The organism is Caulobacter sp. DWP3-1-3b2 (assembly GCF_049896325.1).
GTDB lineage: Bacteria > Pseudomonadota > Alphaproteobacteria > Caulobacterales > Caulobacteraceae > Caulobacter.
Genome location: NZ_JAFCUB010000024.1, coordinates 24,862 through 47,318, shown reverse-complemented (window position 1 = coordinate 47,318; position 22,457 = coordinate 24,862). Strand labels below are relative to the sequence as shown.

30 protein-coding genes are annotated in these 22,457 nt (G+C 65.1%); 13 read left to right on the top strand and 17 right to left on the bottom strand.

Annotated features, from left to right (window positions below; genetic code table 11):
* Positions 1 to 25 precede the first annotated feature (25 nt).
* The gene (locus ACP7AG_RS14905; protein ID WP_426012647.1) at positions 26 to 1,339 is read right to left on the bottom strand and encodes a serine hydrolase; all 1,314 of its coding nucleotides are present in this window, start codon (positions 1,337 to 1,339) and stop codon (positions 26 to 28) included.
* Positions 1,340 to 1,635: 296 nt separating this feature from the next.
* Here ACP7AG_RS14905 and ACP7AG_RS14900 point away from each other — a divergent pair, with 296 nt between their 5' ends.
* The 4 genes from ACP7AG_RS14900 (at position 1,636) to ACP7AG_RS14885 (ending at position 4,584) form a co-directional block, all read left to right on the top strand.
* Positions 1,636 to 2,070, top strand: coding sequence for a phasin family protein (locus ACP7AG_RS14900; RefSeq protein ID WP_426031752.1), 435 nt, complete (start codon positions 1,636 to 1,638; stop codon positions 2,068 to 2,070).
* 125 nt (positions 2,071 to 2,195) lie between these two features.
* Positions 2,196 to 2,654: a RidA family protein gene (locus ACP7AG_RS14895; RefSeq protein ID WP_426012643.1), complete on the top strand. Its 459-nt coding sequence runs from the start codon at positions 2,196 to 2,198 to the stop codon at positions 2,652 to 2,654.
* Complete coding sequence (locus ACP7AG_RS14890) at positions 2,654 to 3,427, top strand: glycerophosphodiester phosphodiesterase (protein WP_426031750.1); 774 nt, start codon at positions 2,654 to 2,656, stop codon at positions 3,425 to 3,427. The genes ACP7AG_RS14895 and ACP7AG_RS14890 overlap by 1 nt, the downstream gene beginning before the upstream one ends.
* On the top strand, positions 3,424 to 4,584 hold the full coding sequence (locus tag ACP7AG_RS14885) for a GNAT family N-acetyltransferase (protein ID WP_426031748.1): 1,161 nt from the start codon (positions 3,424 to 3,426) through the stop codon (positions 4,582 to 4,584). The genes ACP7AG_RS14890 and ACP7AG_RS14885 overlap by 4 nt, the downstream gene beginning before the upstream one ends.
* A 99-nt stretch (positions 4,585 to 4,683) precedes the next feature.
* Here ACP7AG_RS14885 and ACP7AG_RS14880 read toward each other — a convergent pair whose 3' ends face one another.
* Both ACP7AG_RS14880 and ACP7AG_RS14875 read right to left on the bottom strand, forming a co-directional pair.
* Positions 4,684 to 5,169, bottom strand: a complete 486-nt coding sequence (locus ACP7AG_RS14880) for a pyridoxamine 5'-phosphate oxidase family protein (RefSeq protein WP_426012638.1) — start codon at positions 5,167 to 5,169, stop codon at positions 4,684 to 4,686.
* Between the two features lie 58 nt (positions 5,170 to 5,227).
* On the bottom strand, positions 5,228 to 5,803 hold the full coding sequence (locus tag ACP7AG_RS14875) for a DUF4287 domain-containing protein (protein ID WP_426031746.1): 576 nt from the start codon (positions 5,801 to 5,803) through the stop codon (positions 5,228 to 5,230).
* A 60-nt stretch (positions 5,804 to 5,863) separates the two neighbouring features.
* Here ACP7AG_RS14875 and ACP7AG_RS14870 point away from each other — a divergent pair, with 60 nt between their 5' ends.
* Positions 5,864 to 6,295: an HIT family protein gene (locus ACP7AG_RS14870; RefSeq protein WP_426031744.1), complete on the top strand. Its 432-nt coding sequence runs from the start codon at positions 5,864 to 5,866 to the stop codon at positions 6,293 to 6,295.
* An 81-nt stretch (positions 6,296 to 6,376) separates the two neighbouring features.
* Here ACP7AG_RS14870 and ACP7AG_RS14865 read toward each other — a convergent pair whose 3' ends face one another.
* The 3 genes from ACP7AG_RS14865 to clpS form a co-directional block, all read right to left on the bottom strand.
* Positions 6,377 to 7,270: a hypothetical protein gene (locus ACP7AG_RS14865; RefSeq protein WP_426031742.1), complete on the bottom strand. Its 894-nt coding sequence runs from the start codon at positions 7,268 to 7,270 to the stop codon at positions 6,377 to 6,379.
* A gap of 121 nt (positions 7,271 to 7,391) precedes the next feature.
* Positions 7,392 to 9,716: an ATP-dependent Clp protease ATP-binding subunit ClpA gene (gene clpA / locus ACP7AG_RS14860; protein ID WP_426031740.1), complete on the bottom strand. Its 2,325-nt coding sequence runs from the start codon at positions 9,714 to 9,716 to the stop codon at positions 7,392 to 7,394.
* A gap of 12 nt (positions 9,717 to 9,728) precedes the next feature.
* Positions 9,729 to 10,058 carry an ATP-dependent Clp protease adapter ClpS gene (gene clpS, locus ACP7AG_RS14855; protein WP_426012631.1) on the bottom strand — a complete coding sequence of 110 codons (330 nt, stop codon included), beginning with the start codon at positions 10,056 to 10,058 and terminating at the stop codon, positions 9,729 to 9,731.
* Between the two features lie 310 nt (positions 10,059 to 10,368).
* Here clpS and ACP7AG_RS14850 point away from each other — a divergent pair, with 310 nt between their 5' ends.
* Both ACP7AG_RS14850 and ACP7AG_RS14845 read left to right on the top strand, forming a co-directional pair.
* On the top strand, positions 10,369 to 10,923 hold the full coding sequence (locus tag ACP7AG_RS14850; protein ID WP_426031738.1) for a sugar O-acetyltransferase: 555 nt from the start codon (positions 10,369 to 10,371) through the stop codon (positions 10,921 to 10,923).
* 23 nt (positions 10,924 to 10,946) lie between these two features.
* Entirely contained in the window at positions 10,947 to 11,237 is a 291-nt protein-coding gene (locus tag ACP7AG_RS14845; RefSeq protein WP_426031736.1) for a DUF1330 domain-containing protein, read from the top strand.
* 41 nt (positions 11,238 to 11,278) lie between these two features.
* Here ACP7AG_RS14845 and ACP7AG_RS14840 read toward each other — a convergent pair whose 3' ends face one another.
* From ACP7AG_RS14840 to ACP7AG_RS14825, 4 genes are all read right to left on the bottom strand, one after another.
* On the bottom strand, positions 11,279 to 11,824 hold the full coding sequence (locus ACP7AG_RS14840; protein WP_426012628.1) for an MOSC domain-containing protein: 546 nt from the start codon (positions 11,822 to 11,824) through the stop codon (positions 11,279 to 11,281).
* A 24-nt stretch (positions 11,825 to 11,848) separates the two neighbouring features.
* Positions 11,849 to 14,266, bottom strand: coding sequence for an ATP-dependent helicase (locus tag ACP7AG_RS14835; RefSeq protein ID WP_426012627.1), 2,418 nt, complete (start codon positions 14,264 to 14,266; stop codon positions 11,849 to 11,851).
* Positions 14,267 to 14,343: 77 nt separating this feature from the next.
* Entirely contained in the window at positions 14,344 to 14,664 is a 321-nt protein-coding gene (locus tag ACP7AG_RS14830; RefSeq protein ID WP_137803657.1) for a helix-turn-helix domain-containing protein, read from the bottom strand.
* Positions 14,665 to 14,782: 118 nt separating this feature from the next.
* Positions 14,783 to 15,022, bottom strand: a complete 240-nt coding sequence (locus tag ACP7AG_RS14825; protein ID WP_426031733.1) for a type II toxin-antitoxin system RelE/ParE family toxin — start codon at positions 15,020 to 15,022, stop codon at positions 14,783 to 14,785.
* Between the two features lie 135 nt (positions 15,023 to 15,157).
* Between ACP7AG_RS14825 and ACP7AG_RS14820 the strand changes: the two genes are divergently transcribed.
* Both ACP7AG_RS14820 and ACP7AG_RS14815 read left to right on the top strand, forming a co-directional pair.
* A complete protein-coding gene (locus ACP7AG_RS14820; protein WP_426031731.1) occupies positions 15,158 to 15,346 on the top strand; it encodes a hypothetical protein in 189 nt (62 codons plus the stop codon).
* Between the two features lie 9 nt (positions 15,347 to 15,355).
* Positions 15,356 to 15,604 (top strand): hypothetical protein, encoded by a 249-nt coding sequence (locus ACP7AG_RS14815; protein WP_426031729.1) that lies wholly within the window; start codon positions 15,356 to 15,358, stop codon positions 15,602 to 15,604.
* 105 nt (positions 15,605 to 15,709) lie between these two features.
* Here ACP7AG_RS14815 and ACP7AG_RS14810 read toward each other — a convergent pair whose 3' ends face one another.
* A complete protein-coding gene (locus ACP7AG_RS14810) occupies positions 15,710 to 15,922 on the bottom strand; it encodes a ribbon-helix-helix domain-containing protein (RefSeq protein ID WP_426031727.1) in 213 nt (70 codons plus the stop codon).
* 109 nt (positions 15,923 to 16,031) lie between these two features.
* Here ACP7AG_RS14810 and ACP7AG_RS14805 point away from each other — a divergent pair, with 109 nt between their 5' ends.
* Positions 16,032 to 16,811, top strand: a complete 780-nt coding sequence (locus ACP7AG_RS14805) for a Coq4 family protein (protein ID WP_426031725.1) — start codon at positions 16,032 to 16,034, stop codon at positions 16,809 to 16,811.
* A gap of 18 nt (positions 16,812 to 16,829) precedes the next feature.
* On the opposite strand, the gene ACP7AG_RS14800 is transcribed toward ACP7AG_RS14805, so the two are convergent.
* Complete coding sequence (locus tag ACP7AG_RS14800; RefSeq protein ID WP_426031723.1) at positions 16,830 to 17,756, bottom strand: LysR substrate-binding domain-containing protein; 927 nt, start codon at positions 17,754 to 17,756, stop codon at positions 16,830 to 16,832.
* Between the two features lie 92 nt (positions 17,757 to 17,848).
* On the opposite strand from ACP7AG_RS14800, the gene ACP7AG_RS14795 reads away from it, so the two are divergent.
* Positions 17,849 to 18,028: a hypothetical protein gene (locus ACP7AG_RS14795; RefSeq protein WP_426031721.1), complete on the top strand. Its 180-nt coding sequence runs from the start codon at positions 17,849 to 17,851 to the stop codon at positions 18,026 to 18,028.
* A 48-nt stretch (positions 18,029 to 18,076) separates the two neighbouring features.
* On the opposite strand, the gene ACP7AG_RS14790 is transcribed toward ACP7AG_RS14795, so the two are convergent.
* Together ACP7AG_RS14790 and ACP7AG_RS14785 are read right to left on the bottom strand one after the other, a co-directional pair.
* Positions 18,077 to 18,265 carry a DUF4169 family protein gene (locus ACP7AG_RS14790; protein WP_426031719.1) on the bottom strand — a complete coding sequence of 63 codons (189 nt, stop codon included), beginning with the start codon at positions 18,263 to 18,265 and terminating at the stop codon, positions 18,077 to 18,079.
* A gap of 3 nt (positions 18,266 to 18,268) precedes the next feature.
* On the bottom strand, positions 18,269 to 19,228 hold the full coding sequence (locus ACP7AG_RS14785) for a DUF6807 family protein (RefSeq protein ID WP_426031717.1): 960 nt from the start codon (positions 19,226 to 19,228) through the stop codon (positions 18,269 to 18,271).
* A gap of 194 nt (positions 19,229 to 19,422) precedes the next feature.
* Between ACP7AG_RS14785 and ACP7AG_RS14780 the strand changes: the two genes are divergently transcribed.
* Together ACP7AG_RS14780 and ACP7AG_RS14775 are read left to right on the top strand one after the other, a co-directional pair.
* The gene (locus tag ACP7AG_RS14780) at positions 19,423 to 19,659 is read left to right on the top strand and encodes a DUF2171 domain-containing protein (RefSeq protein WP_426031715.1); all 237 of its coding nucleotides are present in this window, start codon (positions 19,423 to 19,425) and stop codon (positions 19,657 to 19,659) included.
* A 74-nt stretch (positions 19,660 to 19,733) separates the two neighbouring features.
* Positions 19,734 to 20,387 (top strand): glutathione S-transferase family protein, encoded by a 654-nt coding sequence (locus ACP7AG_RS14775; RefSeq protein WP_426031713.1) that lies wholly within the window; start codon positions 19,734 to 19,736, stop codon positions 20,385 to 20,387.
* Between the two features lie 95 nt (positions 20,388 to 20,482).
* Here ACP7AG_RS14775 and ACP7AG_RS14770 read toward each other — a convergent pair whose 3' ends face one another.
* From ACP7AG_RS14770 to ACP7AG_RS14760, 3 genes are all read right to left on the bottom strand, one after another.
* Entirely contained in the window at positions 20,483 to 20,743 is a 261-nt protein-coding gene (locus tag ACP7AG_RS14770) for a hypothetical protein (RefSeq protein WP_426012606.1), read from the bottom strand.
* A gap of 27 nt (positions 20,744 to 20,770) precedes the next feature.
* Positions 20,771 to 20,917, bottom strand: a complete 147-nt coding sequence (locus ACP7AG_RS14765) for a hypothetical protein (RefSeq protein WP_426012604.1) — start codon at positions 20,915 to 20,917, stop codon at positions 20,771 to 20,773.
* A 175-nt stretch (positions 20,918 to 21,092) separates the two neighbouring features.
* Positions 21,093 to 22,295, bottom strand: coding sequence for a pyridoxal phosphate-dependent aminotransferase (locus tag ACP7AG_RS14760; protein WP_426012602.1), 1,203 nt, complete (start codon positions 22,293 to 22,295; stop codon positions 21,093 to 21,095).
* Between the last annotated feature and the right edge of the window lie 162 nt (positions 22,296 to 22,457).

Here is a 22,457-nt window from a genome sequence, read left to right as displayed (position 1 = left end):
GGAACCAGTTCGCTCGAAAAATGCTCTAGCGCGGCGACAGGACCATGCACGGCTGACGCTTGGCGGTGATCGCCTGACAGGCGCCGCGGGCGGCGTCCGCGCTCAGGCCCTGGAATTGAGCGCGGAACGCCCCGCCCGCCGCGCCCTCGACCGCGCCTTCGGCATCGGCGACGAACCTGGCGAAGCGCGAGCGAACCAGCGAGATCTGCTCGCGGGCCAAGGCCTTGGATTGGAAGGCTCCAACCTGCACGCCCCACCCGCCCTTGGTCTTGCTGGGGGCGGGTTTGGCGCTGGCCTGGGCCTGACGCAGGGTCGGCGAGACCTTCATCGGCGGCGCGGCGCGCGGATTGTCGGTGAGCACGATCTTCAGGCCGGCCTGGTCGCCGTCGCCCTCTTCGGAGGAGGGACGCATGATCGGGCCGGTCGGCTCGTCTTCGTACAGGTTGGCGGCGATGGTCGTGCGTTCGCCGCGCGAACGACGCTTCATCACGTCGAAGCCCGTGGTCAACAGGTCTTCCATGTTGTTGTCGCGCCAGGCGGTCGAGGATCCGCCCAGGACCACGGCGATCAGTCGCCGTCCATCCTTCACGGCCGACCCGGCGAGGTTGTAACCAGAAGCGTTCGTGTAGCCGGTCTTCAGGCCGTCGAAGCCAGGCATGCTGGTCAGCAGACGGTTGTGGCCGCGGATGTAGTTCCCCCGGAAATTGAAGCCGGTGATGCTGAAGTAGGAATAGTACTGCGGGAAGTCGCGCATCGTGGCCCGGGCCAGGATCGCCAAGTCACGGGCGGTGCTGATCTGGCGGCTGTCGGGAAGGCCCGAGGCGTTGACGAACCGGCTGTTGCGCATTCCCAATTCCTGACCACGCAAGGTCATCAGAGCGGCGAAGCGGCCTTCGCTGCCGCCGATTCGTTCGGACATGGCGACGGCGACGTCGTTGGCCGACTTCACGGCCATGGCGCGAATCGCTTCGTCCACGCTGACACTGTCGCCGACGGGCAGACCCAGTTTGGTCGGCGCCTGAGCGGCGGCGTGCGAGGAGATTGGCACTCGGTCGGTGAGCTTCAGGCGGCCTTCGCTAAGCGCCTCGAAGGTGAGGTAAAGCGTCATCACCTTGGTGACCGACGCGGGGTAGCGGGGGCTGTCAGCCCTTTTATCATAAAGCATTTCGCCGGAATTGGCGTCGATCACGATCGCCGCGTATTTTGGCTCGGCGGTGTTGAGTTGCAGATACGGGATCTGGGCCGCAGCCGTGTTCGGGGCGACCAGACCGCACAGCAGCGCACTGGCAAGGCCAGCGGCGGCGAGAACAGAACGGGCGGACTTAAGCTTGGCGAACATGATCAATGCGTCCGTCTGAACTGAGCGGTTCCGCACCGCCACACGCGTACCCTAACATGCGCGTTGCCGCCTTACGCCAAAGTAAACAACTGGTGAGCGATTTCGCCGCGGACATGGATCTTTTCAAGGCGTTGCAGCGAAGCTTCAGCCCGCTGGCGATTGTTTCCGTTACGTAATGGTGCGCTGCACAAAAATCTTGACTGCTGCACTGCAACATGAGACACCGGCGTTGTCCCAAATGCATGGGCGGGATCGTCGGTCCTGATCGTGCCCCGCCCTTTGCCAGGAGCTCCCCCATGGCCGCCGCCGAAACCTTGAAGAACACCGCTGAGCAATTCAGCACCGCCTCGAACCAAGCGTTCAAGGATGGCGTGGAAAAGTCCCTGGCCGCCCTGGCCGACGCCAACACCCAGTCGAAGAAAAACCTGGAAGCTGTCGTCGCCTCGGTAACCGCCGCCACCAAGGGCGCTGAAGCCCTCGGCGCCCAAGCCTTCGCCTATTCGAAGAAGGCCGCCGAAGATCAAGTGGCCGCCGCAAAGTCGCTGGCCGGCGCCAAGAGCGTCCAAGAAGCCGTCGAGCTGCAAACCGCTTGGGCCAAGTCGGCCCTGGAAGCCTACATCGCCCAGATGAGCAAGGCTTCGGAGATCGTCTCGGCCTCGATCAAGGACTCGGTCAAGCCGCTGAATGAACGCGTCACCGCCACAGTCGAAAAGCTGCAAGCCGCGCGCTAAACCTTCTGGCCTTCGGGTCATTAAAAACGCAGTTCAAGAGGCCCGGACCGGGAACGGTTCGGGCCTTTTTTCTTGTCCTGTCAGCGTGCGGCGCTAAGCATGGGCTCCAGTCTTTGGAGCGTATGATGTCGAAGGTCGAAGAGCGTCTGACGGAGCTGGGAATCGTGCTGCCGCAACCGGTCGCTCCGGTGGCCAACTATGTTCCGTTCGTCCAGACCGGGAACCTGATCCACATCTCCGGCCAGATCTCGCTCGACGCCAATGGCGGCCTCAAGGGCACGGTGGGGACCGACGTCGATCTCGAAACGGCCCAGCAAGGCGCGCGGCTTTGCGGTATCAATCTGCTGGCCCAGATGAAGCTCGCCACCGGTGATCTGGACCGAGTGAAGCGAGTGGTCAAGCTGGGCGGCTTCGTCCAGGTCAGCCAGGACTTCACCGACATCCCCAAGGTCATCAACGGCTGCTCGGACCTTATGGTCGAGGTGTTTGGCGACGCCGGACGCCACGCTCGCTCGGCGGTGGGGGTCTACAGGTTGCCGCTGGGCTTCTCGGTCGAGGTTGACGCCGTGGTCGAGGTGTTCTGATGCGCGCCCGGCCAAGACCCGAAGCCCAGACGTTCGGCGAGGCCTGGGAGCGGCTGTTCGAACCGGCCATCGCGCATCGGGGCCTGTGGACGCCGGGCGGCTCGCCGGAAAATTCGCTAGCCGCCTTTCAGGCCGCCTGCGCCGGCGGCTACGCCATCGAGCTGGACGTGCAACTGACCGCCGACAATCACGTGGTGGTCTTTCATGACGACCACCTGGAGCGACTGACAGGCGCGGTGGGCAAGCTGCGGGATCATACCGCTGCTGACCTGGAACGACTGACGCTGTCGGGCACGGATGAGACCATTCCCAGCCTGGCGGACGCCCTGACGGTGATAGGCCACCGGGCCATGGTCTATATCGAGCTCAAGACCCCGTTCGGTGAGGTAGGCGAGCTCGAAAAGCGGGTCTCCGACATCCTGCTCGACCACAACGGCCCGACAGCCGTGATCGGCTTCAATCCCTATTCCCATGCCTGGTTCGCCGAGCACCAGCCGCAGATCCTGCGGGGCTTGGACAGCTACGGCTGGGCCGACGAGAGCGCCCGCAGGCTGGCCCCGGAAATGCGCAAGTCGCTCGCGGCGCTGGAGCATGTCGAGATCGCCCGGCCCGACTTCCTGGCCTTAGGCATGGACATGTTGCCCAGTCCACGCGCCGATCTGCTGCGGGCCAAGGGCATGCCGATCATTGCCTGGACCGTGCGCTCGGCTGAGCAGTGGGACAGCGTCAGCGACCATTGCGACAACATGATCTTCGAGGGTTTCGCCGCGTGACAGCCGTCAAGGCGGAGGTGCGCATCCATCGGCGCATCGTCGAGATCGGCCGCGAGGCCTGGGACGCCTGCGCCGGGCCGTGCGGCGATCCGTTTGTCAGCTTCGATTTCCTCCACGCCCTGGAAGAGAGCGGCTGCGCCGTCGATCGCACCGGCTGGGCGCCGCATCATCTCAGCGTGCTGGACGAGGACGGCCGTGTCGCGGCGGTCATGCCGCTCTATCTGAAGTCCCACAGCCAAGGCGAATATGTCTTCGACCACAGCTGGGCCGACGCCTACGAGCGGGCCGGGGGGCGCTACTACCCCAAACTGCAGTGTTCGGCGCCGTTCTCGCCGGTCACCGGGCCGCGGCTGATCGTCCGGCCGGATATCGATATAGACGATGGCCGCTCGGCCCTGCTGGGCGGGGCCCTGACCCTATGCGACCGGCTCGAGGCGTCGTCCCTGCACGTGACGTTTCCGAAGGCCGATGAGTGGGCCTGGATGGGCCAGCGCGGCATGCTGCTGCGGCAGGACCAGCAATATCACTGGTACAACAACGGCTATGCCACCTTCGACGACTTCCTGGCGGCATTGTCGTCCAATCGCCGCAAGACCATTCGCCGCGAACGGCGTGACGCCCAGGCCGGCCTGGAGATTGTCGCTCTGACCGGAGACGCGCTGACCGAGGATCACTGGGACGCATTCTTCGGCTTCTACATGGACACCGGCGGCCGCAAGTGGGGCCGGCCCTATCTGAACCGGGCCTTCTATTCGCTGCTGGGCGAACGAATGGCCGACAAGGTCTTACTGATCATGGCGCGCCGTCCCGGCGGTCCGTGGATCGCCGGCGCCTTAAACCTGATCGGCGGCGATTGCCTCTACGGCCGCCACTGGGGCTGCGCCGAGGACGTGCCGTTCCTGCATTTCGAGCTGTGCTACTACCAGGCCATCGAGCACGGCATTCGCCTGGGCCTGCCGCGCGTCGAGGCCGGCGCCCAGGGGCAGCACAAGATCGCGCGGGGCTATCTGCCCAGCCCGGTCTATTCCGCCCACTGGATCGCCGACCCCGCCCTGCGCGAGCCGGTGGCGCGCTATCTGGAGCGGGAGCGCGAGGCGGTCAGCGCCGAGATCGAGATGCTGACCGAAGAATTCTCGCCGTTCCGCGAAGAACGCTAGAGCATTTCCCGACCTGACTGCGTCAGGCCTTGAGCTCTAATCTTTTGTTTTGACGCATTTTCTTCACGCGAACCGGAACCACTTCGCTCGAAAAATGCGCTAGCCCAGATTGGTCGCGGCGACCTTGTCCTTATAGTCGGCCTTCGGGTCGCGCCCGAGCAGCATCTTGACGCCCGCGAACAGGCTATGCTCGTTCAACCAGATCTGACCTTGACCGGCGTCGAAGCGTAGCAGGCGGATCTTGGGATCGTCCTGGCCCTCGAACCAGGCGGCGACGAAAGGATTCCACAGTCGGTCGATGGTGGCGCGATCGGTGTCGATCTCCAGGTCGCCCTCGACCGAGGCGAACAGGTCGTGGCCCTTGGACACGAAATGCAGATCGGCCCGGCTCTTGGTCGTCAGGGCCGAGACGAGGTCGGTCTCCGACGAGCTGAAGAACCAGATCGGACCGCCCTCGTCACTTTCGGTTTGCGCGGTCATGGGCTGAGCCCGGCCGCCTTCGACCCCCATCAGGCCGACCATGGCCGTCCTGTCGGACTTCAGCGACTTCCAAAACTTGGTGACGATTTCAGCTTCATTGGACATGGACGTTCCTCCGTTCGCTAGCCAACGAAGGGGCGCGGCGACCGTTCCTCGAAAGGCTTCAGGAATTTTCCCAGGCGGCCTTCAGCAGCCCCTTAAGATCCTCATCGACCTCGGACGGCGCGGCGAGGACGAGCTTGGCCTTTAACCGTTCGGACCAGCCTTCGTTCTTGGGTGGGATGAGGCGAGGTGAAACATCCGGCGCTGCGGCCGGGCCCAGCATCACCACGCCGCCCCTGGCCAGCTTGGCCGCGGCGAACTGGAAGCCGCGCGACCAGACGGTGAAGGCCTTGCGCTGGCCCGTGATCAGGCCTGGCAAGTCGGCGACGACCTTTTCCAGGGCTTCGAGGATCGCGGCGGAGGCGGGATCGGTCCATAGAGCCGCGCGCTGCGCGCCGACGTCCTCGCCGATCCTGTTGGCCTCTGGAAAGGCTTCGGACATCACAAAGCTGGCCCGGTTCTGGCCCAGGCCGTGGTGGTGCTTCATCCATGCCAGGCGGGCGCGGGGGCTGGTCTCCGGGCAGATCCTGGCGACCGCCACCCAGTCGGCAAGACTCTTGCCGGTGTCGCGCGCCAGGCCTTCCTTGACCGAGGCGAACCACTTCTTCTGGCGCTCGGCGAGGGTCTCGGTGCTCATGCCCATGCTTGCGCCTCCCCCGGGGTTTGCTACGACCTGCACTTGAGACAGGAGACCGCCATGAGCCTTCACGGAAGCTACGACACAGACAACATTTTCGCCAAGATCGTTCGGGGCGAGATCCCGGCGGTCAAGGTGTTCGAGGACGACCAGGTCCTGGCCTTCATGGACGTCTTTCCGCAGTCGCGCGGCCATGTGCTGGTGATTTCCAAGACCAGCCAGGCCCGCAACATCCTCGAGGCCGAGACCAAGACCCTGGGCCGGTTGATCGGCGCGGTGCAGAAGGTGACCCAGGCCGTGACCACGGCCCTGAAGCCCGACGGTGTGGTGGTCACCCAGTTCAACGGCGCGTCGGCCGGCCAGACCGTCTTCCACCTGCATTTCCACATCATTCCGCGCTACGACGGCGAGGCCCTGGGCCGGCACGGCGAGGGCATGGCCGATGTGGAGGACCTGAAGGCCGTGGCCGAGAGGATTTCGGCGGCGCTTTAGCTTAAACACCGCCGCGGGCGGGTGTAAAGTGATCCGAGGCCGGGACGACAAGGTCGGTAGAGAGACGTGGAGCGACGAAAGCTATTTGTTTCGGGTCATGCCAATGAGGGCGCCGAGCGCGTCGGGCAGGCCGTCGCGCACCTTCTCCTGCCGCACGGTCCAAAGGGCCCGATCGCTGTATTTCGTTGGACTAGCGGGGTCGATCGGGACCGAAACCGTCGTGCCGGGGTAGCCCGGATGAGGCCCCGTGGTCGTGCCTTTTTCACGGTGGGACTCCAAGGCGTCGCCCAGATCGTCGAGGCCGCCACGACAGAGGTCCGGATCGGCGTCGCGCACAGGGGCCAGTTCCTGTTCCTGGCGAACGGCCGCCATCAGGACCGTGACGCGCTCCTCATGGGAAAGCTGGTTGACCGAAAGCCGCAGTTCGTCGGTGAACCCGGCGATCTGATCACGGTGAGCCTGCGGCGCCGTCAGATCGGCGCAGCGTACGCCGTCCACGGCCACCACGGCGTATGTGTAGAGCAGTTGAGTGAGAGCCCCCATGCGTAGGCCGCGCGCTGTCTGGGCGAAGCTGGGGTCCTTGGTGGCGGCCTTATCGTAGGAATTGGCCGCCATGGCCAGCGTGGTGACATACATGTAGGTGACGCCATAGCCGCCGCCACGATAGGTCTGATAGCGTTCCCAGTTGAGCAGGCGCATCATGTTTTCGGCGCTGCCGGGGTCTCGTACGACCGAGGTCAGATAGGCCCAGTCCCGCCGCGCCATGGCGGCGTCGAGGGCTTTGTGATTGTCGGGGAGCACGACACCGGGGGCGTCGAGCACCGATCGGCCCAGCTTGTCGCGCAGCGCGTCGGCTTGGGGATCGGCGGCCGGCATGGCGATGACCTTCACAGGCTTGGCCGGGGCGGCGTCGCAAGCGCCGGCGCAAACTAAGGGGATGGCCACCACGGCCAGCGAACGAAAAAGTTGATGCATGAAGGCCCCCGAAGACGCCTTGAGCGTAAGTGGCTCTCGCGGCGCGATCAACCTTGCGTTTCAAGGGGGGGCGAAAAGCAAAGAGGCCCGGATCGCTCCGGGCCTCTCGCTGTCGTTTTGCCTATTCGGCCAGGGCCGGTTCGGCCTCGTCGGCGACCTTGGAGCCCTTGGCGGGTTTCTCCGGATTGCTCTCGATCTCGAAGTCGATCTTGCTGTCCTTGAGCACCACCTTAACATGGCCCCCTCGGACCAGACGCCCGAACAGGATGTCGTCGGCCAGCGGCTTCTTGATGTGCTCCTGGATGACCCGGCCCAGGGGGCGGGCGCCGTAGAGCTCGTCGAAGCCGTTCTTGGCCAGCCAGTCGGCCGCGTCGTCGCTCAGCGAGATCGTCACGTTCCGGTCGGCCAGTTGGGCCTCCATCTGCATGACGAACTTCTGCACGACCATCCGGATGATCTCGGGCGTCAGCGGCTTGAAGGCCACCACGGCGTCGAGGCGGTTGCGGAATTCCGGGGTGAACAGGCGCTTGAGAGCGGCCTCTTCCTCGCCTTGCACCTTGTCGCGGCCGAAACCGATCGATTGGCGCTGAGCATCCGAAGCGCCGGCATTGGTGGTCATGATCAGGATGACGTTCCTGAAATCGACTTTCTTGCCGTTGCTGTCGGTCAGCACCCCGTGGTCCATGACCTGAAGCAGGATGTTGTAGACGTCCTGGTGCGCCTTCTCGATCTCATCCAGCAGCACCACGGCGTGCGGGTGCTGGTCAACGGCGTCGGTCAGCTGACCGCCCTGATCGTAGCCGACATAGCCGGGGGGAGCCCCGATCAGCCGACTGACGGTGTGGCGTTCCATATATTCCGACATGTCGAAGCGGATCATCTCGATCCCGAGCGTCTGGGCGAGCTGCTTGGCCGCTTCGGTCTTGCCGACGCCGGTCGGGCCACTGAACAGATAGCTGCCGATCGGCTTTTCGGGATCGCGCAGACCCGCTCGAGCCAGTTTCATGGCCGACGACAGCTGCTTGATGGCCTCGTCCTGGCCGAACACGGTGCGCTTCAGGTCGGTTTCCAGCTCGCGCAGCGACTCGGTGTCGGACTTGGACACCGATTTCGGCGGGATGCGGGCGATCTTGGCCACGACGGCCTCGATCTCCTTGACGCCCAGGACCTTCTTGCGACGGCCCTCCGGCAGCAGCATCTGGCCGGCGCCCGCCTCGTCGATCACGTCGATCGCCTTGTCGGGTAGCTTGCGGTCGGTGATATACTTGGCCGACAGCTCCACCGCGACCTTCAGGGCCTCGTTGGTGTATTTCAGCTTGTGGAAGTCCTCGTAGTAGATCTTCAGGCCCTTGAGGATCTTGATGGTGTCTTCCACCGTCGGCTCGTTGACGTCGATCTTCTGGAAGCGGCGAACCAGAGCCCGATCCTTCTCGAAGTGCTGGCGGAACTCCTTGTAGGTGGTCGAGCCCATGCAGCGCAGCGAGCCGGAGGCGAGGGCGGGCTTGAGCAGGTTGGAGGCGTCCATGGCCCCGCCCGAAGTAGCGCCCGCGCCGATCACCGTGTGGATCTCGTCGATGAACAGCACCGCGTTGGGATGGTTCTCCAGTTCCTTGACCACCTGCTTGACGCGTTCCTCGAAGTCGCCGCGATAGCGTGTGCCGGCCAGCAGCGCGCCCATGTCGAGCGAGAAGATGGTGGCGCCCGCCAGGACTTCCGGAACCTGCCCCGTGATGATCTTTCGGGCCAGGCCCTCGGCGATGGCGGTCTTACCGACGCCAGGTTCGCCCACCAGCAGCGGGTTGTTCTTGGTGCGCCGGCAGAGGATCTGGATCGCGCGTTCGACTTCACTGGCGCGGCCGATCAGCGGATCGACCTTGCCTTGGCGGGCCTTTTCGTTGAGGTCGACACAATAGGCTTCGAGGGCCTCGCCGCCGGTCTTGGCGTTGGGCTTCTCGACGTCTTCCTCGACCGTTGCGCCCTTGGCCGTCTTCGGCTCGGACGACCCGGCCTTCTTGGCGATGCCGTGGGCGATGAAGTTCACCGCGTCGTAGCGGGTCATGTCCTGCTCTTGCAGGAAGTAGGCGGCGTGGCTCTCGCGTTCCGAGAAGATCGCCACCAGCACATTGGCGCCGGTGACTTCCTCGCGACCGGAGGACTGGACGTGGATCACCGCGCGTTGGATCACGCGCTGGAAACCCGCGGTGGGCTTTGCATCGTCCTCGTCGTCGACGACCAGAGAGGCCAATTCGACATCGAGATAGTTGACGAGGCTCTTCTTCAGAGCATTGAGGTCGACATCGCAGGCTCGCATGACCCCGGCCGCGTCGTCGTCGTCGGTGAGCGACAGCAGCAGGTGTTCAAGCGTTGCGTACTCGTGCTTGCGCTGGTTGGCGTAAGCGACGGCGCGATGCAGGGATTCTTCGAGTGGGCGCGAAAAAGAGGGCAAGGGGAGGGCTCCTCAGTCCTTTTCCATGGTGCACTGCAGTGGGTGCTGATGCCTGCTTGCCGAGTCGATCACCTGGGCGACCTTGGTCTCGGCAACTTCGTAAGTGAAAACGCCGCAAACGCCGACGCCATGCTGATGAACATGCAGCATGATCCGGGTCGCATCTTCGCGCGACTTATTGAAAAAACGTTCAAGTACGTAAACGACGAACTCCATAGGTGTGTAGTCGTCGTTCAAGATCAATACGCGATACAGCGAAGGCTTCTGCGTCTTCGGCTTCACTTCCGTGATTACCGAAGAACCCGCGCCGTTGTTCTGTCCGCCTTGCTTTCGCTCGGCCATCGACCGCTTTCTCCCGGCGAGCCGAACCACCCGCCTTACATGGATTAGATATGGAAACGCGGCAGCATTGGAAGGGGCTGCCGCGCGGCTGCGCCGCTTTAACACAGGGGCGCCGCGCAAAACGGCTTCTCAGTTGGGATAGTGGCGACCCCGGCCGAAGGTCGCCGGTCGCGAGGAGCCGAAATGGGGGCGGGGTTTGGGGTGCGCAAGGGGCGAGAAGGCCGACTCAGTGAAGCTCGAAGGCCAAACGTGAAGGTTTGCGATCGCCGCATCGTCTGGCATGGAGAATTGAAGTCAGGAGTTCCCTAGCGTGACCGATCTTCGTACTCAGAAGCAGCGGATGCTGGCCGGCGATCTCTACAGTCCGATGGACCCGGAGATCATGGCCGACCACGAAACGGCGGTGGCCTGGATGGGGCGATACAACGCTCTGGACCTGCCGGTCGGTCGACGCCACGCCCTGTTGCGCGAACTGTTCGCCCATGTCGGCGACCACTGCAGCATCCGCCCACCGTTCCACTGCGACTACGGCTGCAACATCAGCATCGGCGAAGGCGCGTTCCTCAATTTCAACTGCGTGATCCTCGACGTGACCACCGTGACGATCGGGGCCAGGACAACGATCGGGCCGAACGTCCAGATCTACACCGCCGAGCACCCCCGCGATCCGGTGGAGCGTCTTACGGGCATCGAGTACTCAAAACCCGTGGTGATCGGCCAAAACGTCTGGATCGGGGGCGGGGCGATCATCCTGCCGGGGGTGACCATCGGCGACGACGCCATCATTGGCGCCGGCAGCGTGGTCACCCGCGACGTTTCGACCGGCGCGACGGTGGTGGGTAACCCGGCGCGGGTTCGCGGGTAGGGCGGCGCGGCGGGAGGGACACGATGAAGGCCTATCTGGTGCTCGACTTTTCCATTCGCGACGTCGCGGCGTTCATGCCCTACGTCGCCGCGATCCCAGCGTTCATTGACAAGCACGGCGGCCGATACGTCGTGCAGGGCGCCGAACCGACGGTCGTCGAAGGTGACTGGAGGCCCGAGCGAATGGTCATCCTCGAATTCCCTTCACGCGAGGCGGCCCAGGCCTTTCTCGACGACCCCGATGCCAAGTCGCTCTTTGCCTTGCGCCACGGCGCCACCGATGGCCGGCTGGTGCTGGTCGATGGGTGTGACTGAGGTCTCGGCTTCCTACACCTCGGCTTCGCCGGATGCGTGGATTACGGGGCGGCGTCGAACAGAGGCAGCGGCGTTTCCACTACCCTCACGGGGTCACCCAGCCGCACCAGGCCGCCGGTGATCACCCGCGCGGTGATTCCACCGTGTCCACGCACCGCGTTGTAGCCTCCGGGGCCGAGGATCTCTTCCATGCGGCTGCAGGGATGGCAGTCGCCGGTGTCTTCCAGCACGACCTCGCCAACCTGGAAACGCCGGTTCTTCAGGGCGCGCAGGTTGATCCCCTCAACCACGATGTTGCGCCGCAGATGCTGGGGGGTGACGTCGCGATCCAGATAGCTGGCGATGGCCGCCAGGTCCTCGGCCTGGATCAGGGTGACTTGGCGCTTACCGCCCTTGCCGTCGGTGTTCGGTCGGCCGTTGTAGTGATCGCCGACCAACCCTGTCTCGCGGGTGATCTCCGCCGCGTCCAACGCGACCAACGGCGCGTGGCGCGCCGGTCGCGCGCCGAGCCACATCACGTGACCGGGCCGGATCGCGCCGGCCATCAGGCGGGCGAGGGGAGAGGCGGGGTTGAGGCCGCCGCTCACGCCCCGGTCCTCACGGCCCGGTCCTCACGCCTTCTCCACGAAGCTGTCGATCACCTTCTTGTCGCCGGCCTTGTCGAACGACACGCTGAGCTTGTTGCCCTCGACCGCAGTCACCTTGCCGTAGCCGAACTTGACGTGGAACACCCGGTCTCCCCGCTTGTGGTCGCTGGCCGCCGAACTGGCCGAGACCGCCACAAGCCGGCCCTCGCCCTCGATGGGCGCCGAGCGGGCGGCCGAGCCGCCGGCCCGCCAGGTCGGCGTGTTCTTCTCGCCGAAGCCCGACGTGCGCTCCTGCGCCCGCTTCCAGCCGGGGCTGTCATAGCTTCCGGCGCTGAAGGTGTTGGAGGGTTCGTCCCAGCGCGAGGCCACGGTCTGCTGCATGCCTGGGCCGCCGCCGTAATAGCCGGTCTCGGACGCGGCATCGACGTGGGCCAGGGGCAGTTCGTCGACAAAGCGCGACGGCAGTTGGCTGGTCCAGCGGCCATAGACCTGGCGGTTGGCCACGAAGCTGATCCGCGCCTCCTCGCGGGCCCGGGTGATGCCCACATAGGCCAGGCGGCGCTCTTCCTCGAGGCCCTTCTCGCCCTTGTCGTCCATGCTGCGTTGGCTGGGGAAAACGCCTTCCTCCCAGCCGGGCAGGAAGACCAGCGGGAACTCCAGCCCCTTGGCCGAGTGCAGAGTCATGATCCAGACCGCGTCGTCGCCAGCGCCCTTGTCCAGGTCCATGACCAGCGACACGTGCTCAAGATAGGCCTCCAGCGTGTCGAAGGCGCTCATCGACTGGACAAGCTCCTTGAGGTTCTCCAGCCGCGTCTGGCTGGTCGGACCCTTGTCCAGCCGCAGGGCGTCGGTATAGCCGCTCTCCTCCAGCACGGCCTCCAGCACCCGCTGGTGCGGCGTGGTGCTGGCCAGGGCGCGCCAACGGTCCAGGTCGCGCAGGAAATTGCTCAGGGCCGTGCGGGTGCGGGCCGGCAGGTCGTCGCTGCCGATGATGACCCGAGCGGCGTCAACCGTCGAAATGCCCTCCCGCCGGGCGATCTGCAGCAGCTTGGTCACCGAGGTGTCGCCGATGCCGCGCTTGGGGGTGTTGACGATTCGCTCGAAGGCCAGGTCGTCGTCGGGAGACTGGATCAGGCGCAGATAGGCGTGGGCGTCGCGAATCTCGGCCCGTTCGAAGAACCGCGGGCCGCCGACCACCTTGTAAGGGATCTGCAGCATCACGAAGCGCTCTTCGAAGGCCCGCATCTGGAACGAGGCGCGCACGAGGATGGCCATCTGGGCGTATTTTCGGCCCGCCTTCTTCGCGGTCTCGATCGCATCGGCGACCATCCGGCTCTCGGCCTCGCCGTCCCAGACGCCGCTGACCTTGACCTTTTCGCCGCCCTGGATCTCGGTCCACAGCGTCTTGCCCAGCCGGCTCTTGTTGGTGTTGATCAGGCCGGCCGCCGCCGCCAGGATGTGTTCGGTGGAGCGGTAGTTGCGCTCCAGCTTGACCACCTTGGCGCCCGGGAAGTCGCGCTCGAAGCGCAGGATGTTGTCGACCTCGGCCCCGCGCCAGCCATAGATCGACTGGTCGTCATCGCCCACGCAGCAGACGTTCTGTCGGCCCTGGGCCAGCAGCCGCAGCCACAGATACTGGGCGACATTGGTGTCCTGGTATTCGTCGACCATCACGTACTGGAAGCGGCGTTGGAAATCGGCCAGCACGTCGGGATGGCTAGTGAAGATGGTGATGTTGTGCAGCAGCAGGTCGCCGAAGTCGCAGGCGTTCAGGATGCGCAGCCGCTCCTGGTATTGCCGGTACAGCGCGATACCCTTGCCGTTGGCGAACTCGCCGGCCTCGCTGGCCGGCACGCGGTCCGGGGTCCAGCCGCGGTTCTTCCACTGGTCGATCAGTCCGGCCAGGATGCGCGGCGTCCAGCGCTTGGCGTCGATATTGTCGGCCTCGATCAGCTGCTTGAGCAGCCGTTCCTGGTCGTCATTGTCGATGATCGTGTAGCTGGACTTCATGCCCACCAGCTCGGCGTGGCGGCGCAGGATCTGGGCGGCCACCGAGTGGAAAGTGCCCAGCCAACGCAGCCCCTCGGCCTCGTCGCCGATGATGTGGGTGATCCGCTCGCGCATCTCCTTCGCCGCCTTGTTGGTGAAGGTGACGACCAGCAGCTCCCAAGGCCGCGCCCGGCCCGTCGCCAGGATGTGAGCCAGGCGGGTGGTCAGAACCCGGGTCTTGCCGGTGCCTGCGCCCGCGAGCACCAGGACGGGACCCTCGGTCGCCTCGACGGCGGCCCGCTGTTCGGGGTTCAGCCCTTCGAAATAGTTCGCGACCGGGCGCTCCGGTCCGCGCGGGCGGGCCAGGTCGGAGATGCGCGGGGCGGGCAGGTCGCCGGGGAAGTCGTCGGCGGACGGGGGGGCGGGTGGGTACGAGTCGAAGACGGAAGACATGGAACATATGTAGCACAAACTTCGCCCGGCTTAAGCCCTCGGGCCGGAGATGTCGCAGGGGTCACCAAGTCTGCCGGTTAGGCCAAAATCTGCAGCCCGTGCTTTTGCACAATCGCCAGCAACTTGAGCGCCGCGCCGCTGGGCTTCTTGGCGCCGGCCTCCCACTTCTCAACCGTGCTTTCGCTGGTATTGAGATAGCGGGCGAAGACCGGCTGGCTGACATGGTTGCTTTCGCGAAGCTGCTTGATCTGCGCGGGCTCGATCATCGGCGGCACGGTGAGGCACGTGGCGTCGAAGTCGCGCATCGTGGCCTTGTCGATTGTGCCGGCCCGATACATCCCGGCGACGTTGTCATGGATCGCCTCGAAGGCGTCGCTCTTAAACTTGCGCTTGGTCATGACAGATCTCCACAATCACCTTGGCCTCTAGCTCCCTGTCGATCTCCACGTCGGTCTTTTCGGCGTAGAGGTCGGCCAGCTTGCGAAAGGCCCTCAATTCGTCGTCGTCGATATTGGCTCAGTCCTTCTTGGCGAACAGATAGGCGTAAACCCAATACCTTCGACCTTTGGTCAGGATGATGCTGCGGCTACGGTTCTTGTCGAGGCGCTTCTTGAACACCCCGCCGCCCAGATCATCGGCTTGGCCCGCCTCGGCCGCTGACACGCAAAGCTCGTCGTCCTTGATCAGCGCCTTTTTGGCCGCCCCGGTGAACCAAGCCGTCTTGAAGACCCGCCTGACTTCATTGGTCTCAGTCATCACGAAAATATAGCACTAAGTGCTACCTGTTGGAAGCGAGACCAAAACGGGAATCCTTCGGTGCGCGCCACGTGTCGGAACCACGACTGGCGCCTGCCGTTTGTTCGGCGGGACGACAATTCACGGAGAGATCAAGTGGCTGAAGGTAATACGAGCGGGGGCGGCAACGCCGGCATGGCGTTCATCATCGGCGCCTTGGTGGTCGTGGTGGCGGTGATCGCCTATTTCGTCTTCACGGGCGGCGTGAGCCACAAGAAGAGCGTCGATATCAACGTTTCCGCGCCGCAGCTGGACGCGCCCAAGGTTCCGGACGCGCCGAAGTAGAAGCAGGCCATGGCGCGTCATCGCAACGGCCAGCCACTCCAGCTGATCGGATGGGCAGGACTGGCCTTGGTGGTCGTCCTGCTTTTCGTCGTCGCCCTGGTGTGGAGCAGCTGGCGCACGGGTTTGCTGGCAATTCGATCGAACGACATCGTGCTGCGAATGCCCGCCGCGCCCGGTTTGCCACGCCTGCCGCGTATACCGATGCCCGATCCGCAGCCTTCCCCGTTGCCGAGGCCTGGGCCCAAGGCGGAGACCTAGAGCACTTCCCGACCTGACTGCGTCAGGCCGTGAGCTCTAATCTTTCGTTTTGACGCATTTTTCTTCACGCGAACCGGAACCACTTGGCTCGAAAAATGCCCTGGCCTAGTGGGCCTGCCCATACTGCAAGGCATAGACCCGGCAGGCCGAAGCCAGGGGCCGCTCGCCGCGTCCGGCGTCGATGCGCTGGATCAGGCCGGCGATACTGACCGCGTTGGCCGCCGCGGCGCTCTGCAGCACGGCCCAGAACTCCGGTTCCAGCGCCAGCGAGGTGGCGTGACCGGCCAGGTTGATCGAACGCTTTTTCAGACTGCCCATCTCGCCCGTCCCATCTCGCCGTTAATATTCGCGTGGCGGGGATCTCCGAACCCCCTTGATTAAAAATGACGCAATGTCATCTTTATGGGGTTCAGCCGGAGCATGCCTCATGATCACCGCCACGCAAGCCCTCGATGATCAAAACACTCGGCAGCCGGTTCGGCGCCAACGCGACACCTTCCAGATGCAGCCTTTGCGGGCGCTCAGGGCCGTACGGCGCCTGATCGCCGACAAGGAAGACACCGCCCAGGTGTTCGAGATCATGCGCGCCCTCTCCGGCACGTCGGTGGTCGAGGGCTATCGGCGCCTTATGCGCACGGCGCAGGGAGGCCGCATCGCCTATGAACGTGAAGAGTTCGCCGAACGCCTGTCGGACAAGAGCTGGCTCGCGCAGTTCGGGCCCGGCACGGTGGGCGCGGGCTATCGCGACTTCATCGCGCCGCGCGGCTTGACCGCCGAGGGCTTGGCCAATGAGAGCCGCAAGGTCGTCGATGGCGACATCGACGCTCCGCACCCCCTGGCCTGGTACGGCCGGCGCATGCGCGACGTGCACGACGTCTGGCATGTGCTGACCGGCTACGGCACCGACTCGCTGGGCGAGGTCTGCGTGGTGGCCTTCTCCTACGCCCAGACCCGCAATCTGGGCTTCGCCCTCATCGCCCTGGCCGGCGCACGCCAGTTCACCAAGCAGAAGACCGGTCAGCCCTATCGCAAGGCCGTGCGCGAGGCCTGGCGTAACGGCCGCGCAGCGGCGTGGCTGCCGGAAGTGGACTATCCGGCTCTTTTCGCCATGCCGCTCGACGAGGCCCGCAAGCTGCTGAAGGTCGGGCCAAACACGGTCTATCAAGGCGTCCCGGCGCACTATCGCGATCGCTTCACGCCGCAATAAGCGACGGGCAGGGCGCGCTCAGGCGCCGCCCAGATGTCGATACCGCGCGATCAATGGGTCCCCAGTCGCCTGGGCCAGGATCCAGTCGCGGAAGGCGGCGATCTTGCGCACCCGGCGGCGTTCGGCGGGATAGGTGATCCAATAGCCGCCGCCATACTGCGCGACGACATCGAAGGGCGCGACGAGGCGGCCCTGGGCGATGTCCTGGGCGTAGAAGATCGGCGAGCCTAGGGCCACGCCTTGCTCGGCCAGAGCCGAGGCCACTTCCAGCGCCTGGGCGTCGGCCATCAGGCGCGGCGCGACGCGCGTGTCGCAGGGGGCCACGCCCGCCGCGTCGAACCAGGTCGCCCACTCGGCCGCCGAGCCGATGCGCGGGGCGTCGACGAGGTCGGCCGGCGTGGCCAGGCCGCCGATCCGCGCCAGGAAGGTGGGTGTGCACAGGGCGGTCTGGATCGATGGCGCCAGGAAGTGGCTCTCCAGGCCAGGCCACTGACCCCATCCGCCGCGAAGGGCCAGATCGACACTCTCGCGCTGCAGATCCACGACGCGGCTGGAGGTCTCCAGCCGTACGGCCAGCTTGGCGTGGGCCACCTGGAAGCCGCCCAGGCGTGGGGCGAGCCATTGGGCGCCCAGGCTCTGGACGGTGGTGATCGACAGCACGCCCTCGCCCGTATCGATCAGGTCCGACAGCGCCATGCGCAGGATCGCCATGGCCTCGGTCGCGGCCCGCGACAGTCGCTCGCCGGCGGGGGTCAGCAAGACCTCGCGGGGTAGGCGGGTGAACAGCAACTGATCCAGGCGCTGCTCCAGCGCCTTGACCTGCCAGCTGACGGCGGCCTGGCTGACGCCCAACTCGTCGGCGGCCTTGGTGAAGCTCTTCAGGCGCGCGGCCGCTTCGAAGATCCGGATCGCGCTGAGCGGCAAGGTGGCGAGGATGTCTGACATAAGTAAGGCTTATGTTTACCCAAGGAGGCCCCGTTTGTCATCCAATGGCAAAAACGCGATTTTCCGGTCATCGCAGCGCAGGGAAGGCGACGATGATGGACGAAGCGATCAAGACCCATAAGGAAACCAGCTTTGGTTGGGTGCTGGCGCTGCAGCATCTAGCGGCGGCATTTCGGCGAGCCAGGACGTCGCGGCGGATGGCCGGCGCCGCAGAAAGCGCCGTTCAAAACCCGACGCCGCCCAAGCCCAAGCGGTATCTGGCTCCTCGCTAAGGAACTGGTCCCTGAGACGGCTCACTTCCCCGTCTCCCCGGCGCCCCCTCAGTCCTCGTCTTGGCCGTCCCGCTTGGCCCCGTCCAAATGACGCCTGAGCTTCTCGGCTAGCGCCGCCTCGGCGACCTTTTCGCCCTTGGTGCGGCCGAACTTGGCGCGGTTCTCGACGGCCTGGGTCTTGGCGTTTGTCTTGGCCCTGACCTTGCGGGCCTGATTAAGGTTGAGGATCTCGGCCAAGGCTCAGCCCTTCTTCTTGGGAGGCGTCGCTGGCCGCAGGATGAGGGTAGATTGCAGGCGCAAGGTCTGGCCCTGCTTGAGGACGAAGGGCGCGCGACCGGGGAAGACGCAGTTCTGCATCGACAGCTCCTTGCGAAGGATCCAGCGGGTGATCGGCGCGCCGTTGGCTTTGCAGGCCAGGCCCACGGTCCAGGCCGGAGCCCCGCCGCCCGGCGTCCAGGCGAAGCCCATGGCCTTGCCGGCCTCGACGGGCCCGACCGCCGGCGCCACGGCCTTGCCGTTCGAGCCGAAGGCCAAGCGGTCGGGCTTGACCAACCGGATCGAGAACCCGCCATAGCCCTTGTCGTCGTCGCTGCCGCCCAAGGCCAGGGTTTTGGACCGCGCGGTGATCACCGTGTCGAAATCGATGCGCCGAGCGCCGCTCTTCAGCGGATACACCCGTACCTTGGTGGTCTCGCGCGCCACATAGGCCACCTCGGGTCCGGAACTGACGATCCAGTCGGCATTGACCAGCAGCGTCCCGCCACCCGCGCTGTCGCCCTTGAAACGCTTTTCGCGGACATTGAAGGTCAGCCCTTTCATGAACCAGCCGTCGGCGACATTCTTGCCGTCGACGATGACCTGATGCCAACTCCAGAAGGCGCCGCGCTGGTGCAAGTGGTCGGCGGGCCGATCCTCCGTCAGCACGGCTCCGTCGGGCGCCCAGATCGGGTGGACATAGTTCAAGCGGCCCGACTCGTGCGGATCGGCGGGCGCGGTGCGGTAGAACAGCACGCTCTTGCCGCCGTCCGTCAGGGTGACGCCGTCGGGGGCGAACACCGCGTCGACTCGGGGCAGGGGCGCGACCGACGCAGCGGCGACGGGGGCAGGAGCGCTCGCGACGGCCTCCGACGCCGTCTGGGCCGAGGCAGTCGCCGCGCCAGTCAGTATCAGCAGCAACGCGGCGGCGAGCGGTCTGATCATCTGTCATTCCTCATCGGACGGGTGACGACTGATAGCCAAGGATGGCGAAGGTCGCAAAGCTTCACGCTGAACAGCCAACCTCACCCTTGAGCAGAACATGTAAAGAACGTTCGCGCCTCGCAAGAGCTTCGTGAAACCCCGTGGCCCGTTGGCCCGTTGGCTCTCCGAACGTTTTCATCCATCGGAGAACCACCATGATCGACATCTCGCAAATCCGCGAACATCTGGAAGTCGTCGCCTCGGACGGCGGGCATGTCGGTCGCGTGGACCATGTGCTCGGCGACGAGATCGAGCTGGCTAAGCTGGATCTTGGCGGCGGGTTCAAGCACCACCTGATCCCGATCAGCTGGATCGACCATATCGACGAAGACGCCGTGCATCTTTCGCTGACCCAGGACGACGCCAAGGCCCAGTGGCGCGAGAAGCACTGACATTCATCGCACGGCGATTGACAGCTCGGCTGCTCTGAACGATCCCTCGCCCGTCTCGGGTGAGGGATTTTCGCATGTATCGGCTCTACTACTGTCCCAGCACGGCCAGCTTGGCGGCGCACTGGATGCTGATCGAGATGGCCGTGTCGTTTGAGCTGACGCTGATCGACACGGCCACGGGCGTGCAGAAAAGCCCCGACTATTTGAAGCTCAATCCCAGCGGCGTGGTGCCGACCCTGATCGTCGATGGCGCGCCGGTCTGCGAGGTGGCGGCGATCCTGATGCTCCTGGCCGAGCGTCATCCCGATCGGGGCCTGGCCCCGGCAGTGGGCGCGCCAGGGCGCGCGGCCTGGCTGCAGTGGATGGTGTATCTGGCCAATATCGCGATGCCGGGCTTCCGGGCCTGGTTCTATCCGCATGAGCCGGCGGGAGAGGCTGCGACGGAAGCGGTGACGGCCAATGCCGCAGCGCGACTGGCGGCGATCTGGGACCGCATCGACGCCCACCTGGCGGCCCAGCCAGGCCCCTACATGTTGGGCGAGCGGCTATCGACCGTCGACTTCCTGGCGACCATGCTGATGCGCTGGTCGCGCAACATGCCCAGGCCCGCGACCATGTGGCCCAACATCGCCCGCTACCTGGCGGGGATGCGCGCCATGCCGTCCCTGCGCGAGGTGCACGCGCGTGAAGGACTGACGGACTGGATCGACGATGAGCCTAGGGAATAACCGTCGGCCTTGGCTTTGCGGACCTGTCGACAAGAAAGGGCGGCCCCGCTGGACCGCCCCTGGCATTCAGGTCCTCCAAGAACAAGCGGCGGTGATCAGCGTCCGCCGCCGGTGATGTCCTTGATCATCGCCTGCACCGGGGCCTTGCCGCCGGCGTTCCAGACGGCCTTGAGGTGCGCCAGGGTATGTTCGGCCGCGCCCTCGAACTTCCACTCGCAGTCCACGATCTTGCAGTTGTCGAACACCGGGGCCTTGCCGCCAGCGAAGGTCAGACGGCAGTCGCGGAATTCGCAGTCGCTGAAGTGCTCGCCGTCGAGGACGACGGTTTCATGGTTGAACGCGGTAGAACTGGGCATAGGCCGTCTTTCACTGGTCGTCGGACATTAGTCGTCAGTCGGGGTCCGAGGGGACTCGTCGGGATTTTGCGCGGCCTTCTCGGCGGCCTTCTGAGCGGCCTTTTCGGCGGCCTTCTTGGCCTTCAGGCGCTCGCGCTCTTGACGTTCGAAAGAATAGTTAGGCGTACGGGCCATGCGGCGACCTCCTTTGTCACAGACGTGCGACGCGGACCGTTAGCGCGGTTCGCGAGCAAAGGGTTGCGATTTTTACGCGATGACGTGGAACAGGCGGGGATGCACGCTCATAACAAGGCGTTTAGCCGACCGCTTGCGCAGCGCGGTGGGTGTGCATCCCCAAATCGCCTGGAGCCTATTTCAGATTGCCGCAGAAGCGCTGGATGCGCGTGCAGGCGTCTTCCAGAACGTCGTTGGCGGTGGCGTAGCTGATGCGGAAAAACGGCGACAGGCCGAACGCCGCGCCGTGGACCACGGCCACGCCTTCGGTCTCCAGCAGTTCGACGGCGAAGTCCTCGTCGCTCTCGATAACCTTGCCGTTGGGCGCGGTCTTGCCGATCAGGCCGGCGCAGGACGGATAGACGTAGAACGCGCCTTCCGGGGTCGGGCAGTGCAAACCGGCCGCCTGGTTCAGCATCGACACCACCAGGTCGCGACGTTCCTGGAACAGCTTGGCGTGCGGCTTGATGAAGTCCTGCGTGCCGTTCAGGGCCTCCAGCGCCGCCCATTGCGATATGGACGAGGGGTTCGAGGTCGTCTGGCTGATCATCTTGGCCATGGCCTTGATCAACGGCTCGGGACCGGCCGCATAGCCGATCCGCCAACCGGTCATGGCATAGGCCTTGGACACACCGTTCATCGTCAGGGTGCGGTCATAGAGCCTGGGCTCAACCTGGGCGATGGTGGTGAATTCGAAGTCGTCGAACACCAGGTGCTCGTACATGTCGTCGGTCAGCACCCAGACCTGCGGATGGCGCAGCAGTACGTCGGCGATGGCCTGCAGCTCGGCGCGAGTATAGGCGCCGCCCGAGGGGTTGGACGGGCTGTTGATGATCAGCCACTTGGAGCGGGGCGTGATCGCCGCTTCCAGGGCGGACGGCGTGATCTTGAAGCCGCTCTCGGCGGTAGTCTCCACGGCCACCGGCGTGCCGCCGGCCAGCAGGGTCATGTCGGGATAAGACACCCAGTAGGGGGCGGGGATGATCACCTCGTCGCCCGGGTCCAGAGTGGCGACCAGGGCGTTGTAGATCACCGGCTTGCCACCCGGCGCGACGTGAACCTGGCTTGGCTTGTAGTCCAGGCCGTTCTCGCGCTTGAACTTGGCGCAGATCGCGGCCTTCAGCTCGGGCATGCCGTCGGGGTCGGTGTACTTGGTTTTGCCGGCGCGGATCGCCGCGATTCCGGCTTCCTTGATGTTATCGGGGGTGTCGAAGTCCGGCTCGCCCGCCGATAGGGCGATGATGTCGCGACCGGCGGCCTTCAGGGCGCGCGCCTTGGCGCTGATGGCGATGGTGGCCGAAGGGGCGATGCGCCGCAGGGCGGCGGACTCGAGCGACATAGTTCAGGACTCCCCTGGGAGGACGTGGACTCGAAAGACCGGTTTCAGGATTGCGGCGGTCTTTACGCCCCCGCTTGCCGCGGCGCAACGCGGCATGACGCCGAAAACCGGGGTTCTTGCGTCGGCAGGACACTAGCGGTACCGCTATCATCATAACGAGGC

Bases quoted from the DNA above. Each gene is read 5' to 3' on its own strand.
- ACP7AG_RS14875 (WP_426031746.1), bottom strand. From the start codon at position 5,803: ATGAGCACCGAGACCCTCGCCGAGCGCCAGAAGAAGTGGTTCGCCTCG.
- ACP7AG_RS14760 (WP_426012602.1), bottom strand. From the start codon at position 22,295: ATGTCGCTCGAGTCCGCCGCCCTGCGGCGCATCGCCCCTTCGGCCACC.
- ACP7AG_RS14835 (WP_426012627.1), bottom strand. From the start codon at position 14,266: ATGTCTTCCGTCTTCGACTCGTACCCACCCGCCCCCCCGTCCGCCGAC.
- ACP7AG_RS14775 (WP_426031713.1), top strand. From the start codon at position 19,734: ATGTATCGGCTCTACTACTGTCCCAGCACGGCCAGCTTGGCGGCGCAC.
- ACP7AG_RS14795 (WP_426031721.1), top strand. From the start codon at position 17,849: ATGATGGACGAAGCGATCAAGACCCATAAGGAAACCAGCTTTGGTTGG.
- ACP7AG_RS14830 (WP_137803657.1), bottom strand. From the start codon at position 14,664: ATGACCAAGCGCAAGTTTAAGAGCGACGCCTTCGAGGCGATCCATGAC.
- ACP7AG_RS14765 (WP_426012604.1), bottom strand. From the start codon at position 20,917: ATGGCCCGTACGCCTAACTATTCTTTCGAACGTCAAGAGCGCGAGCGC.
- ACP7AG_RS14845 (WP_426031736.1), top strand. From the start codon at position 10,947: ATGAAGGCCTATCTGGTGCTCGACTTTTCCATTCGCGACGTCGCGGCG.
- ACP7AG_RS14880 (WP_426012638.1), bottom strand. From the start codon at position 5,169: ATGTCCAATGAAGCTGAAATCGTCACCAAGTTTTGGAAGTCGCTGAAG.
- ACP7AG_RS14785 (WP_426031717.1), bottom strand. From the start codon at position 19,228: ATGATCAGACCGCTCGCCGCCGCGTTGCTGCTGATACTGACTGGCGCG.
- ACP7AG_RS14895 (WP_426012643.1), top strand. From the start codon at position 2,196: ATGTCGAAGGTCGAAGAGCGTCTGACGGAGCTGGGAATCGTGCTGCCG.
- ACP7AG_RS14900 (WP_426031752.1), top strand. From the start codon at position 1,636: ATGGCCGCCGCCGAAACCTTGAAGAACACCGCTGAGCAATTCAGCACC.
- ACP7AG_RS14770 (WP_426012606.1), bottom strand. From the start codon at position 20,743: ATGCCCAGTTCTACCGCGTTCAACCATGAAACCGTCGTCCTCGACGGC.
- ACP7AG_RS14815 (WP_426031729.1), top strand. From the start codon at position 15,356: ATGGCGCGTCATCGCAACGGCCAGCCACTCCAGCTGATCGGATGGGCA.
- ACP7AG_RS14780 (WP_426031715.1), top strand. From the start codon at position 19,423: ATGATCGACATCTCGCAAATCCGCGAACATCTGGAAGTCGTCGCCTCG.
- ACP7AG_RS14905 (WP_426012647.1), bottom strand. From the start codon at position 1,339: ATGTTCGCCAAGCTTAAGTCCGCCCGTTCTGTTCTCGCCGCCGCTGGC.
- clpS (WP_426012631.1), bottom strand. From the start codon at position 10,058: ATGGCCGAGCGAAAGCAAGGCGGACAGAACAACGGCGCGGGTTCTTCG.
- ACP7AG_RS14805 (WP_426031725.1), top strand. From the start codon at position 16,032: ATGATCACCGCCACGCAAGCCCTCGATGATCAAAACACTCGGCAGCCG.
- ACP7AG_RS14865 (WP_426031742.1), bottom strand. From the start codon at position 7,270: ATGCATCAACTTTTTCGTTCGCTGGCCGTGGTGGCCATCCCCTTAGTT.
- ACP7AG_RS14870 (WP_426031744.1), top strand. From the start codon at position 5,864: ATGAGCCTTCACGGAAGCTACGACACAGACAACATTTTCGCCAAGATC.
- ACP7AG_RS14825 (WP_426031733.1), bottom strand. From the start codon at position 15,022: ATGACTGAGACCAATGAAGTCAGGCGGGTCTTCAAGACGGCTTGGTTC.
- ACP7AG_RS14800 (WP_426031723.1), bottom strand. From the start codon at position 17,756: ATGTCAGACATCCTCGCCACCTTGCCGCTCAGCGCGATCCGGATCTTC.
- ACP7AG_RS14890 (WP_426031750.1), top strand. From the start codon at position 2,654: ATGCGCGCCCGGCCAAGACCCGAAGCCCAGACGTTCGGCGAGGCCTGG.
- ACP7AG_RS14810 (WP_426031727.1), bottom strand. From the start codon at position 15,922: ATGGGCAGTCTGAAAAAGCGTTCGATCAACCTGGCCGGTCACGCCACC.